The organism is Granulicella arctica (genome assembly GCF_025685605.1).
Taxonomy (GTDB): Bacteria; Acidobacteriota; Terriglobia; order Terriglobales; family Acidobacteriaceae; genus Edaphobacter; species Edaphobacter arcticus.
In genome coordinates this window covers 4,406,827-4,427,089 of the sequence record NZ_JAGTUT010000001.1, presented here as the reverse complement: position 1 = coordinate 4,427,089, position 20,263 = coordinate 4,406,827, and the positions used below count along the sequence as shown (strand labels likewise).

Annotated in this window: 13 protein-coding genes; 5 read left to right on the top strand and 8 right to left on the bottom strand. The window is 58.5% G+C overall.

What is annotated here, in order from left to right; genetic code table 11:
* Window positions 1-29 precede the first annotated feature (29 nt).
* Window positions 30-680, bottom strand: coding sequence for a CatA-like O-acetyltransferase (locus OHL20_RS18725; protein ID WP_263384680.1), 651 nt, complete (start codon window positions 678-680; stop codon window positions 30-32).
* Between the two features lie 817 nt (window positions 681-1,497).
* Here OHL20_RS18725 and OHL20_RS18720 point away from each other — a divergent pair.
* Window positions 1,498-2,217 carry an FG-GAP repeat domain-containing protein gene (locus tag OHL20_RS18720; RefSeq protein ID WP_263384679.1) on the top strand — a complete coding sequence of 240 codons (720 nt, stop codon included), beginning with the start codon at window positions 1,498-1,500 and terminating at the stop codon, window positions 2,215-2,217.
* 504 nt (window positions 2,218-2,721) lie between these two features.
* Window positions 2,722-3,441, top strand: coding sequence for an alpha/beta hydrolase (locus OHL20_RS18715; RefSeq protein WP_263385050.1), 720 nt, complete (start codon window positions 2,722-2,724; stop codon window positions 3,439-3,441).
* Window positions 3,442-3,603: 162 nt separating this feature from the next.
* Here OHL20_RS18715 and OHL20_RS18710 read toward each other — a convergent pair whose 3' ends face one another.
* The 7 genes from OHL20_RS18710 to OHL20_RS18680 form a co-directional block, all read right to left on the bottom strand.
* Complete coding sequence (locus OHL20_RS18710; protein WP_263384678.1) at window positions 3,604-4,665, bottom strand: DsbA family protein; 1,062 nt, start codon at window positions 4,663-4,665, stop codon at window positions 3,604-3,606.
* A gap of 53 nt (window positions 4,666-4,718) precedes the next feature.
* Entirely contained in the window at window positions 4,719-6,374 is a 1,656-nt protein-coding gene (locus OHL20_RS18705; protein WP_263384677.1) for an NAD+ synthase, read from the bottom strand.
* Window positions 6,375-6,390: 16 nt separating this feature from the next.
* Window positions 6,391-7,905, bottom strand: coding sequence for a sugar transferase (locus tag OHL20_RS18700; protein ID WP_263384676.1), 1,515 nt, complete (start codon window positions 7,903-7,905; stop codon window positions 6,391-6,393).
* 282 nt (window positions 7,906-8,187) lie between these two features.
* Entirely contained in the window at window positions 8,188-9,000 is an 813-nt protein-coding gene (locus OHL20_RS18695; RefSeq protein WP_396272437.1) for an ABC transporter ATP-binding protein, read from the bottom strand.
* 199 nt (window positions 9,001-9,199) lie between these two features.
* A complete protein-coding gene (gene mobA / locus OHL20_RS18690; protein WP_263384675.1) occupies window positions 9,200-9,847 on the bottom strand; it encodes a molybdenum cofactor guanylyltransferase in 648 nt (215 codons plus the stop codon).
* Complete coding sequence (locus tag OHL20_RS18685; protein ID WP_263384674.1) at window positions 9,847-11,244, bottom strand: dipeptidase; 1,398 nt, start codon at window positions 11,242-11,244, stop codon at window positions 9,847-9,849. The genes mobA and OHL20_RS18685 overlap by 1 nt, the downstream gene beginning before the upstream one ends.
* 28 nt (window positions 11,245-11,272) lie before the next feature.
* Entirely contained in the window at window positions 11,273-12,748 is a 1,476-nt protein-coding gene (locus OHL20_RS18680; RefSeq protein ID WP_263384673.1) for a M28 family peptidase, read from the bottom strand.
* Window positions 12,749-12,933: 185 nt separating this feature from the next.
* Here OHL20_RS18680 and OHL20_RS18675 point away from each other — a divergent pair, with 185 nt between their 5' ends.
* The 3 genes from OHL20_RS18675 to OHL20_RS18665 all read left to right on the top strand — a co-directional run bounded on the left by OHL20_RS18675 (window position 12,934) and on the right by OHL20_RS18665 (window position 20,260).
* Entirely contained in the window at window positions 12,934-13,701 is a 768-nt protein-coding gene (locus tag OHL20_RS18675; RefSeq protein ID WP_263384672.1) for a class I SAM-dependent methyltransferase, read from the top strand.
* Window positions 13,702-13,815: 114 nt separating this feature from the next.
* Window positions 13,816-15,642: an ABC transporter ATP-binding protein gene (locus tag OHL20_RS18670; protein ID WP_263384671.1), complete on the top strand. Its 1,827-nt coding sequence runs from the start codon at window positions 13,816-13,818 to the stop codon at window positions 15,640-15,642.
* A gap of 64 nt (window positions 15,643-15,706) precedes the next feature.
* Window positions 15,707-20,260, top strand: a complete 4,554-nt coding sequence (locus OHL20_RS18665; protein WP_263384670.1) for a glucoamylase family protein — start codon at window positions 15,707-15,709, stop codon at window positions 20,258-20,260.
* Window positions 20,261-20,263: the final 3 nt, after the last annotated feature.

Sequence of the window (20,263 nt, the reverse complement as noted above, 5' to 3'; positions counted from 1 at the left end):
AGTAGACTGCCCGATCCCTCCTCCCTGATCTAGCTGTCTGGTGCGTCGAGGGCTTCTTGAAACTTTTCCATGAACTGTGCCACATGGAGTCCGTCGACCAACGCATGGTGAACATGGATCGATATCGGCATGCTACGGTGTCCACCTGACTCGGTCATCTTGCCGAAGGTGATGCGAGGCGCGGAGTCTTCGCGAGAGAAGTCGCGTGCATGTGAGATCGATGTGAAGTCAAACCAGGGCAGCATCGAAAAACGAATCAGGTTAGCCTCCGGATAGTGTTCTATGTCATCCCTCCCACGCACCCGATCAAGTTCGACCGAGGCTTCTCGCACGAAGTCGTAAATCTGCTCGTAAAACTGGTAATGTCCGAAACCGATAGTACCGTTCGCGCGTCCGACTGCACTGCCAGCATGAATCTGCTCATATCGCCAGACCTTCCCTTTCACGATGCGTGTCCTGAAGTTCTCAACCTGATGGGCGGCCACAAGGGAGCGATGAAGAAGCGACAGGAAGAAAGAGAGGTTATGCCTCTTCGCGAACTGATAGATTGCTGTGCAATCGATGCGAAGGCAGACACCGTGATAGGGTTCGGTGAAGTTTTTGAAAAGCTCAAAGGCAGCGCGACGTTCCCAAGTCTCAAGGTTGAGTTCTTGTTTGTTCCCGACCATGATCTGTTCCATGCTCGTATGTTAAATCGGAGTCCTTTTCCACTGCGCGTCTCTTGCAAACGGCGCGATCGCTAATTTCGACTCCGCCGGTCATCTGGAATACCGAGATTGCCGATAACACCGACTTTCAGGGAACTTCATACACGGCGGACTAAAGCTCAGAATCCGCTGCGTCTCGATATCCATTTAGAAGCGATTATCAGAACAAACATCAGCGGCCAAAGAATGAACAGGCTATAAGTTTGCCAACGGCTAAAGGTGAACACAGCATGGCTCACTTCGTGGAATGTCTTGATTCCATGGTACGGTCCCCAGAGGTAATATCGGTCACCGACGATCTTACCGTTTACAGCATCGCCCCCGAGGTAGTAATCCGCAATTAGGCACGATACAAAGTCCAGTAGAGCGACAGCGGTCACGATGGTAGCCGCTTGTGACAGTAAGCGGCTCATTGATCTGCGTGCGCTTTCCTCGCGGATTGCTTGGGCAACATCTCTGGTTTCTCCCAATGGCGGCATATGGCCATGAAAATCGGCGCAGCCAAAATGCCGGTCTAAATCACCCTCCCGCAAAACGACGCTTTCGGAAACTAAGACGCGCTGCGATCACCCACGACAACTCCAACTAACGAGGATATTTGCCGCTATGCTTCGCTGCTCCTACAAACACTCCAGCTAAGAAAGATTCAAGAGCCAGAAATGTAATCCTCTCGCTGTCACTTACGAAGAGAATTTGCGTGCCTCAGATCGGCGTCAAGCCTACTCCCCGTCCAACGACAAACTGGCGAACTATCCCCTCTAGGAATTACCCTATCGAACAGGGGAAACACATGGCCACCCGCAATACCAACCCGAAGCTTTTAGCCCTCGCAGCCATCCTCGTATTCGCGACAGCCATTCCCGCCCACGGCCAGTCAGATGACGACCTAGAGAAACACCTCATCGTCACAGCCGACCTGAACCGCGACGGCATCCCCGACAGAGCCGAAGCGACCCCGTCCCAGCTCCTCGTCTCGATGGGCCAGCCCAACGGCACCTTCAGGCAGGCCTCCGCAAAAGCTGTCCTCGGCTCAGAACCGCGCGACATCGTCGCTGGTGACTTCAATAAAGACGGCAATACCGATCTCATCGTAGGAGACGGGGACGGCGCGCTCACCCTCTTCCTCGGCGATGGCGCAGGAAACCTTACCCCCGCGGGCAACATAGCTCACTTCGACTCCGTCGTCTCGATCGCCGTAGCTGACTTTAACCACGACGGCATCCCCGACCTCGCTGTCTCCGACGCACACGCCAGCAACATCACTATCCTCCTCGGCACTAACTCGGGTAAGTTCCAGTCCGGATGGTCCTCCCCCCTCCGGATGATGGGCACCAGCCCCCACGTCGCTGCAGCCGACTTCAACGGCGACGGCATCCTGGATCTAGCCATCGTCTATGACAGCGACGACGGCGACACCTTCGATGTCATGCTCGGCAACGGTGCCGGAGCCTTCACCCCCGCACCTCTCCTAAGCCGCGTCCGCGACCCGAACGCCCACTGCGTTACCTAAGCGAATTCGAAGGACCCGCAGTTTCTGTCATTTCCGAAGCGACGCTGCGTCCAGACGATCCGCACTGATCCGTGCCGCGCCTTCGTTCCCCTCTCCCGAACGAAGTCAGAATCAGAGGCCACGAACCAGCTTCATTAATCACACTTTCGCAGCAATCCCTTATCCTCGGATGGTAGGCGCCTCTCAGGTCGCTCATGACAACTCAATAAAGAAAAGCAGCCCGGACCTTTCCATAGGTGGGAGCCGCAGAGGTACCTCATGCCACATTCCTTCCGCGGATTGGCCGTGCGTGCTATAGCGTCTGCTCTTTTGAGTGCGACCGCAGTCGCGCAACAACACCTCCCGCCATGGCAACCGTCGCAGGGGCACCAGCAAGTCCCGATATGGCCCGGAGCCGCGCCCCACCCTGTCGTTTACGGCGGTCCGGAGTACTCCGTAAACGTTGACTCTAATCTGGTAGCCGGAAAACCCTGGACATCGGAGGAGCGCGTTTCTGTGCCGACTATGACCGTCTATCCCCCAAAGACCGGTAACACTGGAGCAGCCGTGATCGTCTTCCCCGGAGGGGGATATCAGATCCTCGCGATGGATCTGGAAGGGACTGAGGTTTGTGATTGGCTTACAGCAAGAGGAATTACTTGTGTGCTCTTGAAATACCGCGTCCCCGGTTCGTCAAAGTTTCCGAAATCAGGTGCATATCCCCAGGCTCCGCAAGCTCTGGACGACGCTCAAAGGACGATCAGCCTGACTCGGCGTCATGCCGCTGAGTGGCACATCGACCCGCGCAAGATCGGCGTCATCGGCTTCTCTGCGGGCGGTCACCTTGTAGCGGCTACTAGCGTCCACTTCGACAAACGCATCTACCCTCGCATGGACGCAACGGACGATGTAAGCTGCCGACCGGACTTCGCCATAGCGATCTACCCTGGGCATCTTTCATCACGTGAGAACAGTTTGGCTCTGCAGCAAGATGTAAAGAGTCATCTTTCCCGGCAGACGCCGCCCACCTTTCTCCTCCAGAATGAGGACGACGACGTAGATGGCGTCCAGCAAGTCCTCGCCTATTACGCAGGTCTGAAACAGGCTGGAGTTCCAGTCGAAATGCACCTTTACGCACAGGGAGGCCATGCCTTCGGCTTGCGGCGCACCAAGCTTCCCGTAACCGCATGGCCTGAACTGGTGGAAAAGTGGATGCTCACAATTGGGGTTTTGCATCAGCAGTAGCACGCAACCTGAATTAGTGCCGCTGACCGAGACTGACCAGTGAATTAGGTAGCGCCTAATACGCTTAGCTAATTAGAAGAAGGCCCGGCGATACGCTGGGCCTTTCTGTTTAGAATGAAAAAATTAGCCGCAAGTCCAGCAGATGCAATGCTTTAGCTGGACCTAAGGCTTAGCCGGTGGAGGAGTGGTTCGTGGCTTGAGCGACGGAACTCCAGTCAACGTGGCTCCTGTGGTCACACCATCGAGTTCCGCCTGGTAGGCCACAATCTGCTTCAAGGTTTCGTATGGTATGCCGCCGAGTGGCAGCACATGTCCGTTCACCGAAAGCATTGGCGTCTGGTCGATCCCGGAGTCCTGGGCCAGCTTGATCGAAGAGTTGACCTCGTCCTTCGTGGCTGGGGTAGCCGCACAGGTAGCGATGGCAGCAGGGTCGAGCCCGGCCGTTGTCACTGCAGCATCAAGGGTCTTCTTCGTGTCCTCAGGAGTCAACATAGCCTGCGTGTCGAACACAGCCTGCGCAAAGGGAAAGAACGCATCGTTCTTCTGCTTGGCGACGCAAACGCCGTAAGCCGCAGCTACAAACGCCGAGGGATGAATGTCGACCAGCGGATAGTTCTGGTACACCACACGTGCGTTCGGGAAGTCCTTGACCAGCTGATCCATCGTGCCCTGTGCCTCTTTGCAGTGCGGACATTGCAAGTCAGAGAACTCTACGAGCAGCAGTTCCTTGCTTGCTGGTCCGCGCGACGGTCCGTCCGCGCGATCCTGCAGTGTCTTGCGCAGATCAGCAAACGGCGTTGCACCGAAGTTCACAACGCCTGACTGGTCCGCAATCGCGTGCTTACCGTCAGGCAGCACAAAGAATGACGTCGTCTGTATCTTGGCGTTCGGCGTCTTCTCAGTCACAAAGATCGTGACCTTGCTCACGCCCGCAGCAGCCGTCGTCTGGATCGCTGCAACGCGCCAGATGCGGTTGGAGTCGTAGCCCCAGAGTGTCTTCAGAAACGCATTCACCGTCTCGGTCGTCGGCGACGTAGCCGTAAAGAACTTGGGATTCGTAGCCGGGAACGGATCAACCGCCTTGCCCTGTTCGCCGATCTTCTGCAACTGCAGAGGAGCTGCAGGAGGCGCAGCAGGCTTCGGAACCGCCGTCTGGGCCACTAAGCCCGTACCAAGAAAAGAACTCGCCAGAACCGCACTCGAAATCACATGCTTGAGAATCAAGAACCCTGCCTTCCGCTGCCGCCTCATGCGAACAGCAATTGAACCTGCACTCATTAAACCTGAACCTTCACCGCTATAGGAAATCGTCGACCCATGCCGAACGACTTTCGCGTCACCTTCAACACTGGAGCAGCCTGCTGCCGCTTGTACTCACTTCGCTCCACCAACTGCAGCACCGATCGTACAAGCCGAACATCAACGCTCTGCTCCGCCGCAATCTGCTCGGCAGAGAGATACCGTTCAACATAAGCCTCAAGAATCGGGTCAAGCACCTCATAAGGTGGCAGCGAATCGGTGTCCTTCTGCTCCGGCCGCAACTCCGCCGAAGGAGCCTTGTCGATCGTGGTTCGCGGAATCACCTCGCGCTCGCGATTTGCATAAGCAGACAGCGCATACACCCGCGTCTTCATCACGTCGCCGATCACTGCCAGCGCACCGACCATGTCGCCATATAGGGTGCAGTATCCAGTTGACATCTCGCTCTTGTTTCCGGTCGTCAGCACCAGCGCTCCGAATTTGTTCGAGAGCGCCATCAGCAGGCCGCCACGGATCCGCGACTGCAGGTTCTCCTCCGCCAGACCAAACGGCGTTCCCGCGAACAGAGGTTCAAGCGTCGCCTGGTACGCCTCGAAGACATCGTGGATCGGCAGCATCTCCAGTCGAATCCCAAGTGCCTCCGCCAGCACCCGCGCGTCATCCTTCGAGCCAGGCGACGAGTACTCGCTCGGCATCCCGACACCCATCACGTTCTCCGCACCCAGCGCCTCCACCGCAATCGCCGCTACCAGCGCCGAATCGATGCCACCGCTCAACCCGATCAGCGCCTTCGAGAACCCGCACTTCCGTACATAATCCCGAGTCCCCAGAACAAGCGCATCCCAGGTCGCCGCCACCTCCTGCCCCAGATTAGCCGCCTGACTTGACGCAGCCGTCGTGTTGAAGAAGACCAGATCCTCAGCAAACGAAGCAGCCCGCGCAACCACTTCTCCATCGGCTCCGATCACCAGCGACGAACCATCGAAGATCAGGCTGTCGTTCCCGCCAACCTGATTCACCATCGCGACCATCGCGCCATGACGCCGCGCCAGCGCCGCAAGCATCTCCTCGCGAACCTGCCGCTTCTCCTGCCAGTAGGGCGACGCCGAGATGTTCAGAATGACCCGCGGCCCGTCAGCGTTCCAACCAGCCATCAGCCGTTCAACCGGGTCGAGAGGATAGAAGCGCTGCGGCCAGAAGCCCTTATCGTTCCAGGCATCCTCGCAGATCGTGATCGCCAGCGTTTGCTCACCCACTAGAGTCAGCGCCTGCTCCATCGCAGGTTCAAAATATCGCTGCTCATCGAAGACATCGTAGAACGGAAGCAGCGCCTTCTGCTGAACAAAGCTCATCACGCCGCACTGAAGCAGCACTGCGACGTTGCGCACCCGCTTCCCTTCCATCCCCGTCGCTCGCATCACGGTTCCGCAAAGAATCGCCACGCCGGAGTCGCTCGTCCAGGCGGCAAGCTCCCTCACCGCCTGCTCCGCCCGAGCGATGAACGCAGTCTTTTCGAGAAAGTCAGCCGGGGGATAACCACAGACTGACAGCTCAGGAAACACCGCTAGCGCAGCGCCACCCTCGGCAGCTCGCCGAGCATACGCAAGAATCTTCGCTGTGTTGCCGGTGAAATCCCCCACCGTCGGGTTAATCTGAGCCAGTGCAATCTTCACAGCACTAGTTTATCGTCTACGAGCCTGTCCCGCTGAACACGACACCGATCGTTCGCGCCAAGATCTTCAAATCCAACCACAACGTCCAGTTCTCGACATAAGCAGAGTCAAGTGAGATGTAGCTATCGAACGATGGATCCTGCCGCGCTTCAACCTGCCACAGCCCAGTAATTCCCGGCAGCACATCGAGCCGGCGGAGGTGAGCCAGATCATACTGCTCGACCTCGGAGGCGATCGGAGGTCGCGGTCCGACTACGCTCATATCGCCGCGAAGCACGTTGTAGAACTGCGGCAGTTCGTCCAGCGAATACTTGCGCAGCATCTTGCCAATCTTGGTCACGCGCGGATCGTCAGCAATCTTGAAGAGCACGCCTGCCCGCTCATTCATGTGCTCAAGATCGGCTTTGAGCTTATCTGCGTTCGTCACCATAGTCCGGAACTTGAAGCAGGTAAATGTTCGACCCTTGCGCCCGATTCGCTGAGCACGGTAGAAGATCGGCCCCGGGCCATCCATCCGAATCGCAATTGCAATTGCGAGCATAATCGGCGATGCAGCCAACAGAGCAAAGGTCGACAACGAGATATCAAGAATGCGCTTGAAGAGGAATGATCCGAGCGGAAAATCTCGGCGGTGCAGGGGAATGGTTGGGAACTGGCCGATGTACTCGATCGGAGCGTTCCACGCCAGCCCGTCGTAAAGATCGGGTACAACGCGAACGTCGATACCTGCAGCACGTGCACCTTCGACCAGACTAATAACAAGCTTCTTATCGGCTGGAACCGAGAAGAAGATTTCATCCACAAAAAGGGATCTCGCCAGCGAAAGGCAGTTCCGCACATCGCCGATGACATCCGCATCTCCCGACTCCGCCTCACGCTCGGTAAGCGCTACAAAACCCTTGAATCTGAAACCCATGTGGCGCAACGATTCGAGGTGGTTACGTAGCGCGTGTGCAACCCGCCCTGCTCCCACGATCAGGATGTTTCGTGTCTCAAGACCTTCGCGATAGCGGCTATAGACCATCCTTCGCCAGATCGCTCTTCGGCCACATAGCAGCAGCGCACTCAGCAGGACGGTCATAATGACGACCGCTCGCGACATGATCAGGCCGCGCGACAGATAGAGCGTTCCGCACAATAGGAGTCCTGCAACTAAAGACGCCTGCAGAGTCATTCGTTGTTCGTGCAAACCTCCTCGGTTCTGTATCGGTCCATAGAGACCGTACGACCGCGAGAAGAAAATAAGGCAGATCGCATACCAACCCATGTACGAGATCAAGACATGCGGAGAACTGGGAAACAGGTGGTGTGAAGTCTTAACACCTTCAACAAAGGACGGCATGGCGATGCGGATACGAAATGCGATGATGCTGGCCAGCAAAGCGGTCATCAGATCGATAGAAGCCCACACAAGGCTGGTGACCGAAGGCCGACGGAAGATGCCAAACATCGCAGAACTGCGTTTACCGCTGCCCGCCGTACGGCGCCTTCCAGAAACAATCACCTGCTGCAGGTAGTCCGGTGTTGCCATAAGCAAAAGCCTCTTTCAAACAGTCCCAACCGATTTTGTCGTCTCACAACATTCGTGATGTTCGATCAAACACGACATTGGGAAAAAAGCCGCAGACCTACATGGAAATCTCAGGTGCGCGTCGCTCTGGCGCAGCACAAGTCGCAGCAGAAATTGAAGCAACGACCTGAAAGAACGGTGACAAGTTGTTGATAGCACTGAGTATTGCTTGAACACTTATTCTACGGTGCTTCTGTCAACCAGCAAGATACCACTTTGCTAACTTTAGCCACTAAGCATAGGTTACTTCGGTAACACTAATTCGTCCAGCGCTAAGAATTCTTTCAGCACCTCGTCATCGCTTTGCTCCATCTCTGCCATCGTTCCAAAAAAGCGCGCCTTTCCCTGGTGGAGGAACACAACTCGATCCGCCAGTTTCTTCGCGAATCTCATATCGTGGGTTACGACGATGCTCGTGAGATGAAGCTGCTGTTTGAGCCGTTCGATGAGATCTCCGAGGAGGTGTGCCATCAGCGGATCGACCATCGTCGTGGGCTCGTCATAGAGAATAGCTTCCGGCTGGGCTGCCAAGGCCCGCGCAATCGCCACAGAACGCTTCATTCCTGTTGAGAGATCGGACGGCAGGAGATGATCCATTCCGGCGACGCCAACCATCTCCAGGAGACCCCGCACGACTTGGAAGATCTGTTCCTCGCCCAACTCCCCCCGCTCTCTTAAGGGGAAAGCGACGTTTTCGCCAACGGAGATTGAATCAAAGAGCGCTCCATTCTGGAACACCATGGTCACTTTGCGGCGGATTGCCTGCAACTGTGGCTCGCTGAAACCGCAGATATTCTCACCCGCGACGCGGATCATTCCAGCGTCCGGCTTCAGGAAGCCTAATAACATCTGGAGCGATACAGATTTACCGACGCCGCTCCTGCCCAGGATGCACAGCGTTTCGCCCGGGTTGACGCAAAAACTGACGTCTTCGAGCACAACGAAGTCGCCAAAGGCCTTTGAAACGTTTTCGAAGGAAATATATGAACCCGGCTTGTTTTTGACGTCCGGGATTTCGTCCGCAGCTGCCTCGTTCTGCTGGGCAGCCTGCTCCATAAACTCCTCAATCGCAGGCGCCACCTCTTCGGAGACGTCTGCCATCAGGGGCGAAGATGCCTCAGACGAATCAGCCCTGGCTCTCTGCGACTCCGGCTCGCGCGAATACTCATTCACCGTGCCCGTCCTCGATGATCCATTGAGTGCGTCGTCCTGCTCGCTCATCCGCTTGCCTCAAATCTTTTGCTGTCTATACCTCTTATGATGCACTACCGGTCGGGAGCGTTTCGGCCTTCCAACGCTGCCGCCCCAGAGCAAACTCCTCCGGCGTATTGAGATTCGTGAACATGTCCCCCTCAGGCACCTGCCGATTGAGAAAAACCGTATCAATAGTTAGCCGCTTGTCCGTAACGAGACTCTGCGCTGCCCCCTCAAGCACTGGATTCAGCTTGAATTCGCCTCGAGCCATGGCGCTTGCCACAAAGGGCGTCAGCTCTCGATGCAACATGCAGAGCGTTGGCTGCGGTCTTGTTCCGACTGTAAACAAGGCCAGGCGTGCATCGCGTGCGGCGATCACCCCCGCTGCCCATTGTGCAAGGTAGTCTGCTTCGAGAAAGGGCATATCGACCGGAAGGAAGATGCTCCACGCGTGCGTGGCGTGGAGCAGCGCGGTCTCGATTCCTCCGAGCGGGCCACAACCGGGGTGGATATCGGCTACCAGTGGTGCGAAGATTTCGAGCTCTGGCTGGCTACTCAGAATGTGAACGTCGCTGCAGAATGTTCGCAGCTTGCGGACCGCATGCTCCACGAGCGGATGCCCGTCCAACTCGAGAAGTGCTTTATCCCGCCCCATCCGGGAGCTCTTCCCGCCAGCAAGGACATACCCGCTGATCGCAAGCGGTGCCATCACACTCCCACGCCAACCAGGAACCGTACGATCGATTCGATACCCCTGTGGAAGTTCGCCAGGTGGAACTTCTCATTCGGGGCATGCAGATTGTCGTCCGGCAACCCGAAGCCCATCAGAACCGTCGGAATCTTGAGGTTGCGCACAAAGTCGCCGACGACCGGGATCGATCCCCCGCCTCGCACAAAGACGGTCTCCTTCCCAAAGACCTCCCGCATCGCCGCCACCGCCGCCCGCACATACGCGTTGTCGGTACTCACCACGATGGGGTCGCCGGAGTGGATGAGCCGTACCTCAAGTTCAATTCCCTTCGGCGTAATTGACTCCACAAATGCCTTGTATTGACCAAAGCTCTCGGCCGGCGTCATATCGGGCACCAACCGCAGGCTAACCTTTGCCGTAGCCTTGGCGGGAATGACCGTCTTCGCGCCTGTACCGATAAAGCCGCCGGGCATTCCGTGGACGTCGAGGGTCGGTCGCGCCCATGTCCGTTCCATGACGCTGTACCCCGGCTCCCCGGTCAGCGCAACAGAACCAACCTCGGTCGCACGATAGTGCTCCTCATCGAACGGCAGTTGCGTCCAAGCCTTCAACTCATCGGCGGTCGGCACCTGAACCGTGTCGTAGAAGCCAGGAATCAGGATCTTGCCATCCTCATCCTTGAGCTTCGCAATCACCTGTGCCAGGGCGATAAACGGATTCGGGGCGGCGCCACCGTACATGCCCGAGTGCAGGTCCGTCCTCGCGCCACGAGCCTCGATCTCTGTATAGATCATCCCGCGCAAGCCAACGCACAACGTCGGAAGCTCTGGTGCAAACATCTCCGTATCCGATACCAGCGCTACATCTGCCTTAAGCGCCTCGCCATGATCCCGCAGGTAGCTGGCGATTCCCTCTCCACCGACCTCTTCTTCGCCTTCAAGAATCACGCGGACGTTGACCGGCAATTTGCCGCCTCCTGCAACCAGCAGTGATTCCAGCGCCTTGATGTGCATCCACATCTGCCCCTTGTCATCCACCGCGCCACGCGCGTAGAGATTTCCATCCCGTTCGGTCGGTTCAAACGGCGGCGACTTCCATTCGTCGAGCGGCTCCGCAGGCTGAACGTCATAGTGGCCATAGCACAGTACGGTTGGCTTACCCTCCGCGTGGAGGTGATCCGCATAGACCAGCGGATGTCCACCCGTTCGCTCCGCGGTCGCAGTTTCGATCAGACGGATGTTGTCCATGCCGATGCGCTTCAGTTCTTCCGCGCAGAACTCCGCCGCCTTCCGCACATCGCCCGCGTGCTCCGGCAAGGTCGAGACCGAAGGAATCCGCAACAGCGCCTTCAACTCCTCAACGAACCGCGGCCCTTGCGCATGAGCAAATTCAACTGCAGCTTCTACCTGACCCATAGTCCTCTTCTCCAACGTCTAAACCGCATTATCGCTTTGGCTGCATTCCCGGAAACCAGGCTGGCTTGAATTCATTCGTCGCCAGCCATCGCAGCGGATCGATCAGCGACTGAATCGCCGCCGTCATAAAGTTGATGTCCAGATGAGCCAGATCGTCGTTCGGCTGGTGGTAGGTCAGCGGCGTGCCCCACCCGGCAGCCGTATGAGCAACAACGCCCTCGAGCGCCAACTGGTAGTTATCCGACCGCTCGAAGAAGTGCTGCTCCGGATAAGGATCGGGCCCGACCTTTGCGCCATGCTCCTTCAACGTGGAACCCAGGTTGGAGCGATCAAAGCCCGTCAGCAATAAGGTTCCCGGCGGCATCTTGGGGTCCTGATTGCCAATCATCTCGAACTCCAGATTGGCCACCAGATCCTTGAGCGGGACCGGTGGATGTTTGCCAAAATACTCGGACCCCAACTCACCCGACTCCTCACTGCCGTAGCAGACGAAGAGGATGCTGCGCTTCAGCTTCGGCCCTGCAGCCAGTACATGCGCCAGTTCCAGAACGGCGGTCGTCCCCGCCGCGTCATCATTCGCGCCGTTGTAGATCGCATCGCCATTGACAGCCGCCCCCACACCGAGATGATCGAGATGAGCGGTCAGCAGGATCGTTCCACTCGATGGATCGCTGCCCGCCAGAAAGCCGATCGCATTGAAGGTCTGCCGAGGCTTGATCTCCGCATGAATGGTCAGCGTGACCTTCGCACCCTCACGAACGGTATCCAGACCCTTCATCGCCGCTTCGCTGACCGACGCCAGCGTTGTTCCATGAGCGGCGCTCTCATCGTCCTTCAGCTTAACCGGCACCCGCGTCTTACCACCGATTTGATCAAAGAACTTCTGCGTCGCTTCGCTCTTCGGCACCAGCACGAAGCCCACACCCTCTTTGAAGAGCGTGCCAATCACACCCTGGAGCGTCTCTCCGCTTAGGGGAGCACCCGTGAGGACGACGACCGCATCCTTTTTCCCCTTTGTCTTGCCCACCTCAGATGCCGGGATGCGTTGCAAGGAACCGGACACACTCGTGCCTGTCGAGTACAGCACCTGCATGTCGTCGCCCTCCGTCAGAACCACGCCGCCAGCCGCAAGCGATGCCTTGCCGTCGAGCGTCGGCGCAACAACGTCAATACTTTGCAGAAAGCCCTGCGAGCCAGGGGCGGGGGTGAGGCCATACTGCATGAACTCCGACACCACATAGGTGGCCGCAATCTCTTCATCCCGCGTTGCGCTGCCTCGACCCGCAAGCGCGTCGCTCGCGAGGAATTGCTCATGCGCCTTGACCCACTCCGGCTTTACCGTCCATGCCGGAAACTGCGGCCCGGCCTTCGCGTCCGGCTTCTTCTTCGTACCGGGAATCTTGAAAGACGGCAACTGCGCCATCAGGGAGCCAGCCTGCACCAGCAAGACAACAGACAGGCTCACCTGCGCGATTGCATCACGACCGTTCCAGAACTTCGACATGCACGTTCTCCTTGCCACCTCTACTTGCATTGGGCAGCCTTTCGGGAGTCTGGCTGGTGCCAAACACACTGATCCAGACCTGCCCATCCTAATCGACTCCCACCTGCATAGCCACCGGGTCTTATCCCGGCGTTAGAACTTCTTATCCTGTTCGCTATATGACTCGGCGCAAGCCACAATCATCCATGTCCACTTCTACCATCGGTCAAACCTGGAACACCACTGCCTATGCCGCCCATGGCCGCTTCGTCGCCAACATGGCCGGTGGAGTCTTCGAACTCCTTGCTCCGCAGCCCAGAGAGCATATCCTCGATCTCGGCTGCGGCGATGGCGCGCTCACGGAGAGGCTGGCGGCAACTGGCGCGATCGTCACCGGAGTCGACGCATCGCCCACGATGGTCGCAGCCGCTCGCGCTCGCGGACTCAATGTCGACCATCAGAGCGCCACGGCTCTTCCTTATGAAGCCGAATTTGATGCCGTCTTCTCGAACGCTGCTCTTCACTGGATCACTGACGCGACAGCCGTCCTCGATGGCGTCCACCGTGCCTTGCGACCGGGTGGCCGATTCGTCGCCGAGATGGGTGGCCAGGGAAACATCGCCGCCATCCGTACTGCACTTCAGGCCGTCCTTGAACCCTTCGGCATCGACGCCGAGACCGCCGCAGCCTCCTTCTTTCCCTCTCCGGCTCATTACCGCCATCTTCTGGAGCAAGCGGGCTTCACGGTCCAGTCGCTCGAACTCATTCCTCGCCCGACCCCACTGGCCGGTGGTGCGGATGGCATGGCGATCTGGCTTAATACCTTCCGCAACGGCATCCTCGACCTCCTTCCAGCAGCAGACCGTGCTCTCGCCGTCGAGCGGACAGTCGCTCTGCTTCGGCCCATCCTGGCCGACCTCCACGATGAATGGACCGCCGACTACGTCCGTCTGCGCTTCCACGCAACTCGATGAATCTGAGGACGATGTGGGGGCTGGCACTCTAATCTCCCGTACTATCCAACAAGAGGTGGTATCTCGGCATCACATAAGCAGACCACCAAATCTTGTTCCGTTCAGATAGGCCGAATGACCGAAGAAAAAGCCGAGGTACAGCAGGAAAGCCCATGGCGGGAGCGGCTCCGCGCCCTCCGCAATATGCCCCCTGTGCTGTACATCCTCTGGGAGTCCGGACCCTCCGTTGTGACTTGGGGCCTCATCCTTCGCATTGTTGTTGCGGTACTTCCGTACGGTATCGCGAAGGTCGCAGCCCTCATCATTCAGGATATTGCGGGGGTCCTCCGTCATCAGCCCCTTGATCCGCTCTTTTGGAAGCTGGTCGCTGCTGAAGTAGTCCTCAACGTAGGCCTCGGCCTCATCACCCGTGCGATCGACTACTCGGACTCGCTCCTTGCCAATCGCTACACCCAGCACGTCAGCGTGCGGGTCATGGAGCAGGCAGCCCGGCTCGATCTGACCACCTACGAGAATCCGGTCTTCTACGATCGGCTCGAGCGTGCTCGTGTTCAGGCGACTGACCGGCTCGCCATGATCCAGCAGATGGGCCGACTCTTCCAGCAGGTCATCACCACGCTGGTTTTTTCTGTCGCACTCGCCTGGGCATCGCCGTGGTTGATCCTTCTGCTTGCTCTCGGCGTTATCCCGTCGTTCCTTGGAGAGACCCACTACGCCTTTCTGGGTTACGCAAAGAACTTCCGCCAGACCACCGCCAAACGCACCATGGACTACCTTCGCCAGGTCGCCGGCAGCCGCGAGGGCGCGAAGGAGGTCAAGCTCTTTGGCCTGAACAAATTCTTCACCGACCGCTTTCAGGCGCTTGCCGACCAGATCTACGTAGAAGATGTAGCCCTTTCCCGCTCAAAACTGATCGTCGGCGGTCTGCTCGGCATCATCGGAACGCTGGGCTACTACGGCGCCTATGTCTACGTCATTTGGCGCACGCTCAACAGCGGATACGACCTTGGCCAGTTCAGCTTCCTCACTGCGGCCATCCAGCAGGCAAGTTCAAATCTCCAGCAGGTCTTTTCCACCGCATCCGGTATCGCGGATCAGGCGCTCTTCCTCACGGATCTCCTCGCGTTTTTCGAGATGGAACCGACCGTGCGCTCGAAGCCAAATGGTCTGAAGGCGCCCGAGCCAATCAAACTCGGCTTCGAGTTTCAGAACGTATCGTTCACCTACCCCGGTACCAACCGAACCGTTCTCAGCAACTTCAACTTTCACCTGCATCCCGGCGAACGCATTGCCCTTATTGGCGAGAATGGCCAGGGCAAGACAACCGTCGTCAAGCTGATCACCCGGCTCTACGACCCGACAGAAGGACGTATTCTGCTCGACGGAGTTGATCTCCGCGAGTACTCCCTCGAGGATCTGCACCGGCACATCGGGGTCATCTTCCAGGACTTCATGCGCTTCGAGATGACCGCCCGGGAAAATATCGCCGTGGGTCGTGTCGACCAGCCTCACCAGCAGGCCGACATCGAATCGGCCGCCCACAAGAGCCTCGCCGACACCGTCGTTGCGAAGCTTGCTGGCGGCTATGACCAGGTTCTCGGCCGTCGCTTTGAGGGAGGCGTCGAACTCTCCGGTGGCGAATGGCAGAAGATTGCGCTCGCCCGGGCCTATCTCCGGGACGCCGACCTCCTCATCCTCGATGAGCCGACCGCCGCCCTCGACGCTCGCAGCGAACTCGAGGTCTTCGAGCGTTTCGCCGAACTCACTGAAGGCAAGATGGCTCTCCTGATCTCGCACCGATTCTCCACCGTCCGGATGGCTGACCGCATCGTCGTCCTCGCCGGAGGCCGCCTCATCGAAGAGGGCAATCACCTGCAACTTATGGAGCGCGCAGGCGTCTACGCAGGAATGTTCGAGATGCAGGCTGCCAGCTACCGATAAACGCAACTCCACACTGCGACAAAGTACCAGCTTCGCAGCATCGGAATAGAAAGGAAAAGCGTTCATGGCCTCGTTTGCCCCAGATCACGGTACGGCTGAAAACTCCGGCCACCAGGCACCACCCCCGGTCCAGATTCCTACGGAAGGCCTGCCCGAAAAACCTTCTGTCACCGACGATCATCTGCGCCATCACGCAGAAGCGCTTATCGTCCAATGGGAGTTGCTGCCCTCGGATGGAAAAACCACAAGCCTTCCGCAACGCCTCAAAGACCTTGCCACACGCCTCGAACTCCGCCTTCGCGTCTGCCGTCGTAACACCTCCCTGAAGGAGTTGACGCCGCAACTCGAACTGCTTGAGAGCACGCGCATGATGGACTCCGTCCTAACGTCAGCGAAGACCGCCACTCCAACCTTTCTTCGCCTGCCCCATGTGCGCATACCCTCCGCGACCAGCGACATTCCCCGCATCATGGCGCTCGCCGAGGGCTACCTCGCTGCTGCAAAAGGCATTTGGTCCGCCGGGTCCCTCACACTCTACGTAAGACAGATTGAGAGACACGACGCATTGCTCCTGCAGGAGATCGCTGTTTTGCCGGTGGCCCTCAAGATTGCGCTATTGGAGTTCATCCTTGACCGAGCTGACGAGGCCTTCGCCGCAGGTCCGCTTCCGCCGATCGAGCAGTCCCCTTTCTCCGCCCCGCTTCACAGCCTCCGCCGCCTCAATCAGTACGAGTGGCGAACCGTCCTCGAGCCCCTCATTCCCTTCGACGCAACTCTTCGGCAGGATCCCGCCGGCGTCTTCGACCGCATGGAAGAGGAGACTCGCAACACCTATCACCTGCGGATCGCCGAGTTGGCGAAGCACGCTGACATGAGCGAACTCGAGACCGCACAAGCCGCACTCGCGATGGCTCAAATCTCCGCTGAGACCCCCGATGCGGACCCACGGCGTCACTTCCGCCAGCGTCACATCGGCTTCTATCTCTTCGCCGAGGGCCTGCCGCGTCTCCGCCAGCGCATCGGCTACCACGCCCCACCGCTCGAGCGGTTCCGGTCCTTCCTCCGCGAGAACAATGAGGATGTCTACATCCTCGGCATCTTCTTCCTCTCCATCTTCCTGATCGCTGCTTTGATTGTCGCTCTCATTCCGCACAATGCATTTTGGCCTGTCATTGGGGCTCTTCTGCTCGCCCTGCTCCCTGTGACGCAAGGTGCTGTGGATCTGGTCAACAGCAGCGTCTCGGCCCTGCTTCATGCTGAGGCGCTGCCTAAGCTCGATTTTTCAAAGTCCATTCCCACCGAGGCGACCTCGCTTGTCGTCGTACCTACGCTCCTCCTCAGCGAAAAGCAGGTTCGCGAACTCTTCGAAGAACTTGAAGCACGCTATCTCTCGAACCAGGATCCAAACCTGCACTTCGGCCTTCTTACCGACATGCCGGACAGCGTCGCCAAGCCCGCCGCCGAAGACCAGCATCCTCTCGTTCTTCTGGCGACGCGGTACGTCAACGATCTGAACGCGAAGTACAGCGGCCAGCGTGGCGGCGCTTTCCTTCTGCTGCATCGCTATCGCGTCTTCAACTCACGGCAGGGCGTATGGATGGGCTGGGAGCGTAAGCGCGGTAAGCTCCTCGATCTGAACAATCTGATCCTGCGCGATTTTGACAGCTTTCCAGTCAAGGCCGGTCCGATTGCTGTGCTCGACAACATCCGTTACGTCATCACGCTTGACTCCGACACACAGCTACCCCGCAGCACCGCGGCCCGGATGATCGGCACCCTCGCTCATCCTCTAAATCAGGGCATCATCGATCCGAAGCTCCGCGTCGTCACGCACGGCTACGGCATTCTCCAGCCGCGCGTAGGGGTCAGCGTCGACTCGGCCTCGCGATCTCGCCTCGCTGCCATCTACTCCGGCGAGACCGGCTTCGATATCTACACGCGGGCCGTTTCCGACGTCTACCAGGACCTCTTCGGCGAAGGCATCTTCACCGGCAAGGGCATCTACGAGGTCAGCATCCTTCACGAGGTGCTGAACCGCCGCTTCCCCAAGAACGCCCTCCTCTCGCACGACCTCATCGAGGGAGCCTACGTTCGAGCCGGCCTCGTCACAGACGTTGAAGTGATCGACGACTATCCATCGCGCTACGCCGCCCACGCTCGCCGCAAGCATCGCTGGGTCCGCGGCGACTGGCAGATTGCTCAATGGCTCTTCAGTCGCGTTCCTGACGAGTCCGGCCACCTCGTTCAGAACCCCATCAGCACCATCTCGCGATGGAAGATCTTCGACAACCTGCGTCGCTCGCTCGTTGAGCCCATCACCTTTCTGCTCCTGGTCTTCGGATGGTTCTTCCTTCCCGGCGGAGCTCGCTACTGGACCGTAGCTGTCCTCCTGCTGCTGCTCCTGCCAAGCCTCGTCCAGTTCGGCTTCGCGCTTGGTCGCGCTCTGCTCAAAGCCAGCGTCGGCACCGCGCAGGATGGTCTCTCAACCCTCTGGGCCTCGCTCGGCTTCTCACTCATCAATCTTGCCTTCCTGCCACACCAGATGCTGCTCTCAGTCGACGCCATCGTTCGCTCCACCGCGCGCCGACTTCTCTCTGGCAAGTATCTCCTCGAGTGGGAGACGGCGGCGCAAGCCGAATCCGGCAAGACCACGACATCGCTCGACCTCTATCTCCAACTCTCGCCAATCGTAGCCATACTCATCGCTGCGGGCCTTTTCCTCACGCACCGGCACGATCTCCTCCACACACTAGTGCCCGCGGCACCGGTGCTTGTCATCTGGGCCATCGCTCCTCTGCTTGTGCTTTGGCTCGATTCATCACCGCGTCGCACCGAAGGCCCGCTCTCCGCCTCCGATACTCTCTTTCTCCGGCAACAGGCGCTGCTCATCTGGCGCTACTTTGCCGAGTTCGGCGACGCCAAAAATCACTGGCTCATTCCGGACAATGTTGAGGAAAAGGGTACGCTGCAAGTCCGCAAGCTTTCGCCAACCAACCTTGGCATGCTCTTCAACGCCCGCCAGGCAGCGTACGAGTTCGGCTTCCTCACCCTGCCCGAATTTGCCGAAGCCTCGCTCGGCACGCTCAACACCTACGACGGTCTGGAGAAGGTGCGCGGCCACATCTATAACTGGTACGACATCGAGACCCTCAAGGCCGTTCCGCCTTTCACTGTCTCGGCGGTCGATAGCGGCAACCTCGCCGCCTCCCTCTACACGCTCCATACTGGCGCACTCGATCTTCTCAAGCGACCAATCCTTTCATGCGATTCCTTCGCCGGCATAGAGCAGATGCTCGCTACCACCTCGGGCAGGTCAAGCAGCGCCCACGATATTCACCAGAGACATCGCAGCACAACGGACATGCGGTCACGCGTCAAGCTCCTGCTTGAGCAGACCTCGCCAGCTCCCGAGGGAGATGCGGATTGGATCACCCTTGAAGCAGCGCGCCGTCACGCGAAACTGGAAGGCTTCATTCACGACTACGCGCCCTGGCTGCTGCCGCAGTTTGCAGAGGTCTTCGAACTGCCGAAGCTCATCGTCCGCAACTCCGAGGACGACGAAATCCCCACATTACTCGACGCCGTTACGTACGCTCGCTCGCTCGATACCCGGCTCATCGAAGCCGACCGATTACTCACCGACGGCTCATCCATCCGTTCCCTTGTTGCGACCCTGCGGACACTGCTAGCCTCCGCACAGGATAACCTCGCCAAGCTCCAAGCCGACATGGAATCAGTCGCCGCAAAGGCGTACTACTTCGCCGACGTCATGGAGTATGGCTTCCTCTTCAACGAGTCCCGCCAACTCCTCTCGATCGGTTATGACGGACCGAAAGGCGAGGTTCATTCGGCCTGCTACGACCTGCTCTCTTCCGAGGCCCGGATCGCCAGCTTCCTGGCTGTAGCCAAGGGTGACATCCCACAGCGATCCTGGTTTCGTCTTGATCGCTCACACGTCCTCGTCAATGGTCGCGCTGCCCTGCTCTCCTGGACGGGCACCATGTTTGAGTACCTGATGCCCTCGCTCTGGATGCAGACCTTTCCCAACACCCTCATCTCGCGCTCGCTCGAGTCAGCCGTCCGCATTCAGAGGGATCACGTCCGCTCACTGAAGCGAGGCAACATACCTTGGGGAATCTCGGAATCCGGCTTCGCCAAAACCGACTCTCTGGGACGTTATGGCTACCAAGCCTTCGGCATCCCGGCCCTTGCCTTGAAGTATGGCGCAGAGGACGGCCCCGTCATCGCCCCGTATGCATCCTTCCTCGCGCTACCACTCCTTCGCCGAGACGCCCTTGCCAACCTTCGCAAGATGGCCTCACTTGATTGGCTGGGAGCCTACGGCTTCTACGAAGCAGCCGACTACATGGAAGGGCGCGAACCGCAGCTCGTTCGCTCATGGATGGCCCACCATCAGGGAATGAGTCTGCTAGCCTTGCTCAACCTCTTGCGCGACAACATCGTTCAGCGATGGTTCCATGCCAACCCACGCGTCCGCGCCGCCGAGCTCCTCCTCCACGAGAAGCCGGTCAGTAAAGACACGCTGAAGGCACTCGCAAAGGTTCCTCCCCAGAAAGACCCTCACGCGGTCGAACCAGACACTGTGGAAGCTGTCTAGCCG

Coding starts and splice junctions, on each gene's coding strand:
- OHL20_RS18725 (WP_263384680.1), bottom strand. CDS start 680: ATGGAACAGATCATGGTCGGGAACAAACAAGAACTCAACCTTGAGACT.
- OHL20_RS18675 (WP_263384672.1), top strand. CDS start 12,934: ATGTCCACTTCTACCATCGGTCAAACCTGGAACACCACTGCCTATGCC.
- OHL20_RS18670 (WP_263384671.1), top strand. CDS start 13,816: ATGACCGAAGAAAAAGCCGAGGTACAGCAGGAAAGCCCATGGCGGGAG.
- OHL20_RS18720 (WP_263384679.1), top strand. CDS start 1,498: ATGGCCACCCGCAATACCAACCCGAAGCTTTTAGCCCTCGCAGCCATC.
- OHL20_RS18685 (WP_263384674.1), bottom strand. CDS start 11,244: ATGGGTCAGGTAGAAGCTGCAGTTGAATTTGCTCATGCGCAAGGGCCG.
- OHL20_RS18680 (WP_263384673.1), bottom strand. CDS start 12,748: ATGTCGAAGTTCTGGAACGGTCGTGATGCAATCGCGCAGGTGAGCCTG.
- OHL20_RS18715 (WP_263385050.1), top strand. CDS start 2,722: ATGACCGTCTATCCCCCAAAGACCGGTAACACTGGAGCAGCCGTGATC.
- OHL20_RS18665 (WP_263384670.1), top strand. CDS start 15,707: ATGGCCTCGTTTGCCCCAGATCACGGTACGGCTGAAAACTCCGGCCAC.
- OHL20_RS18700 (WP_263384676.1), bottom strand. CDS start 7,905: ATGGCAACACCGGACTACCTGCAGCAGGTGATTGTTTCTGGAAGGCGC.
- mobA (WP_263384675.1), bottom strand. CDS start 9,847: ATGGCACCGCTTGCGATCAGCGGGTATGTCCTTGCTGGCGGGAAGAGC.
- OHL20_RS18695 (WP_396272437.1), bottom strand. CDS start 9,000: ATGGAGCAGGCTGCCCAGCAGAACGAGGCAGCTGCGGACGAAATCCCG.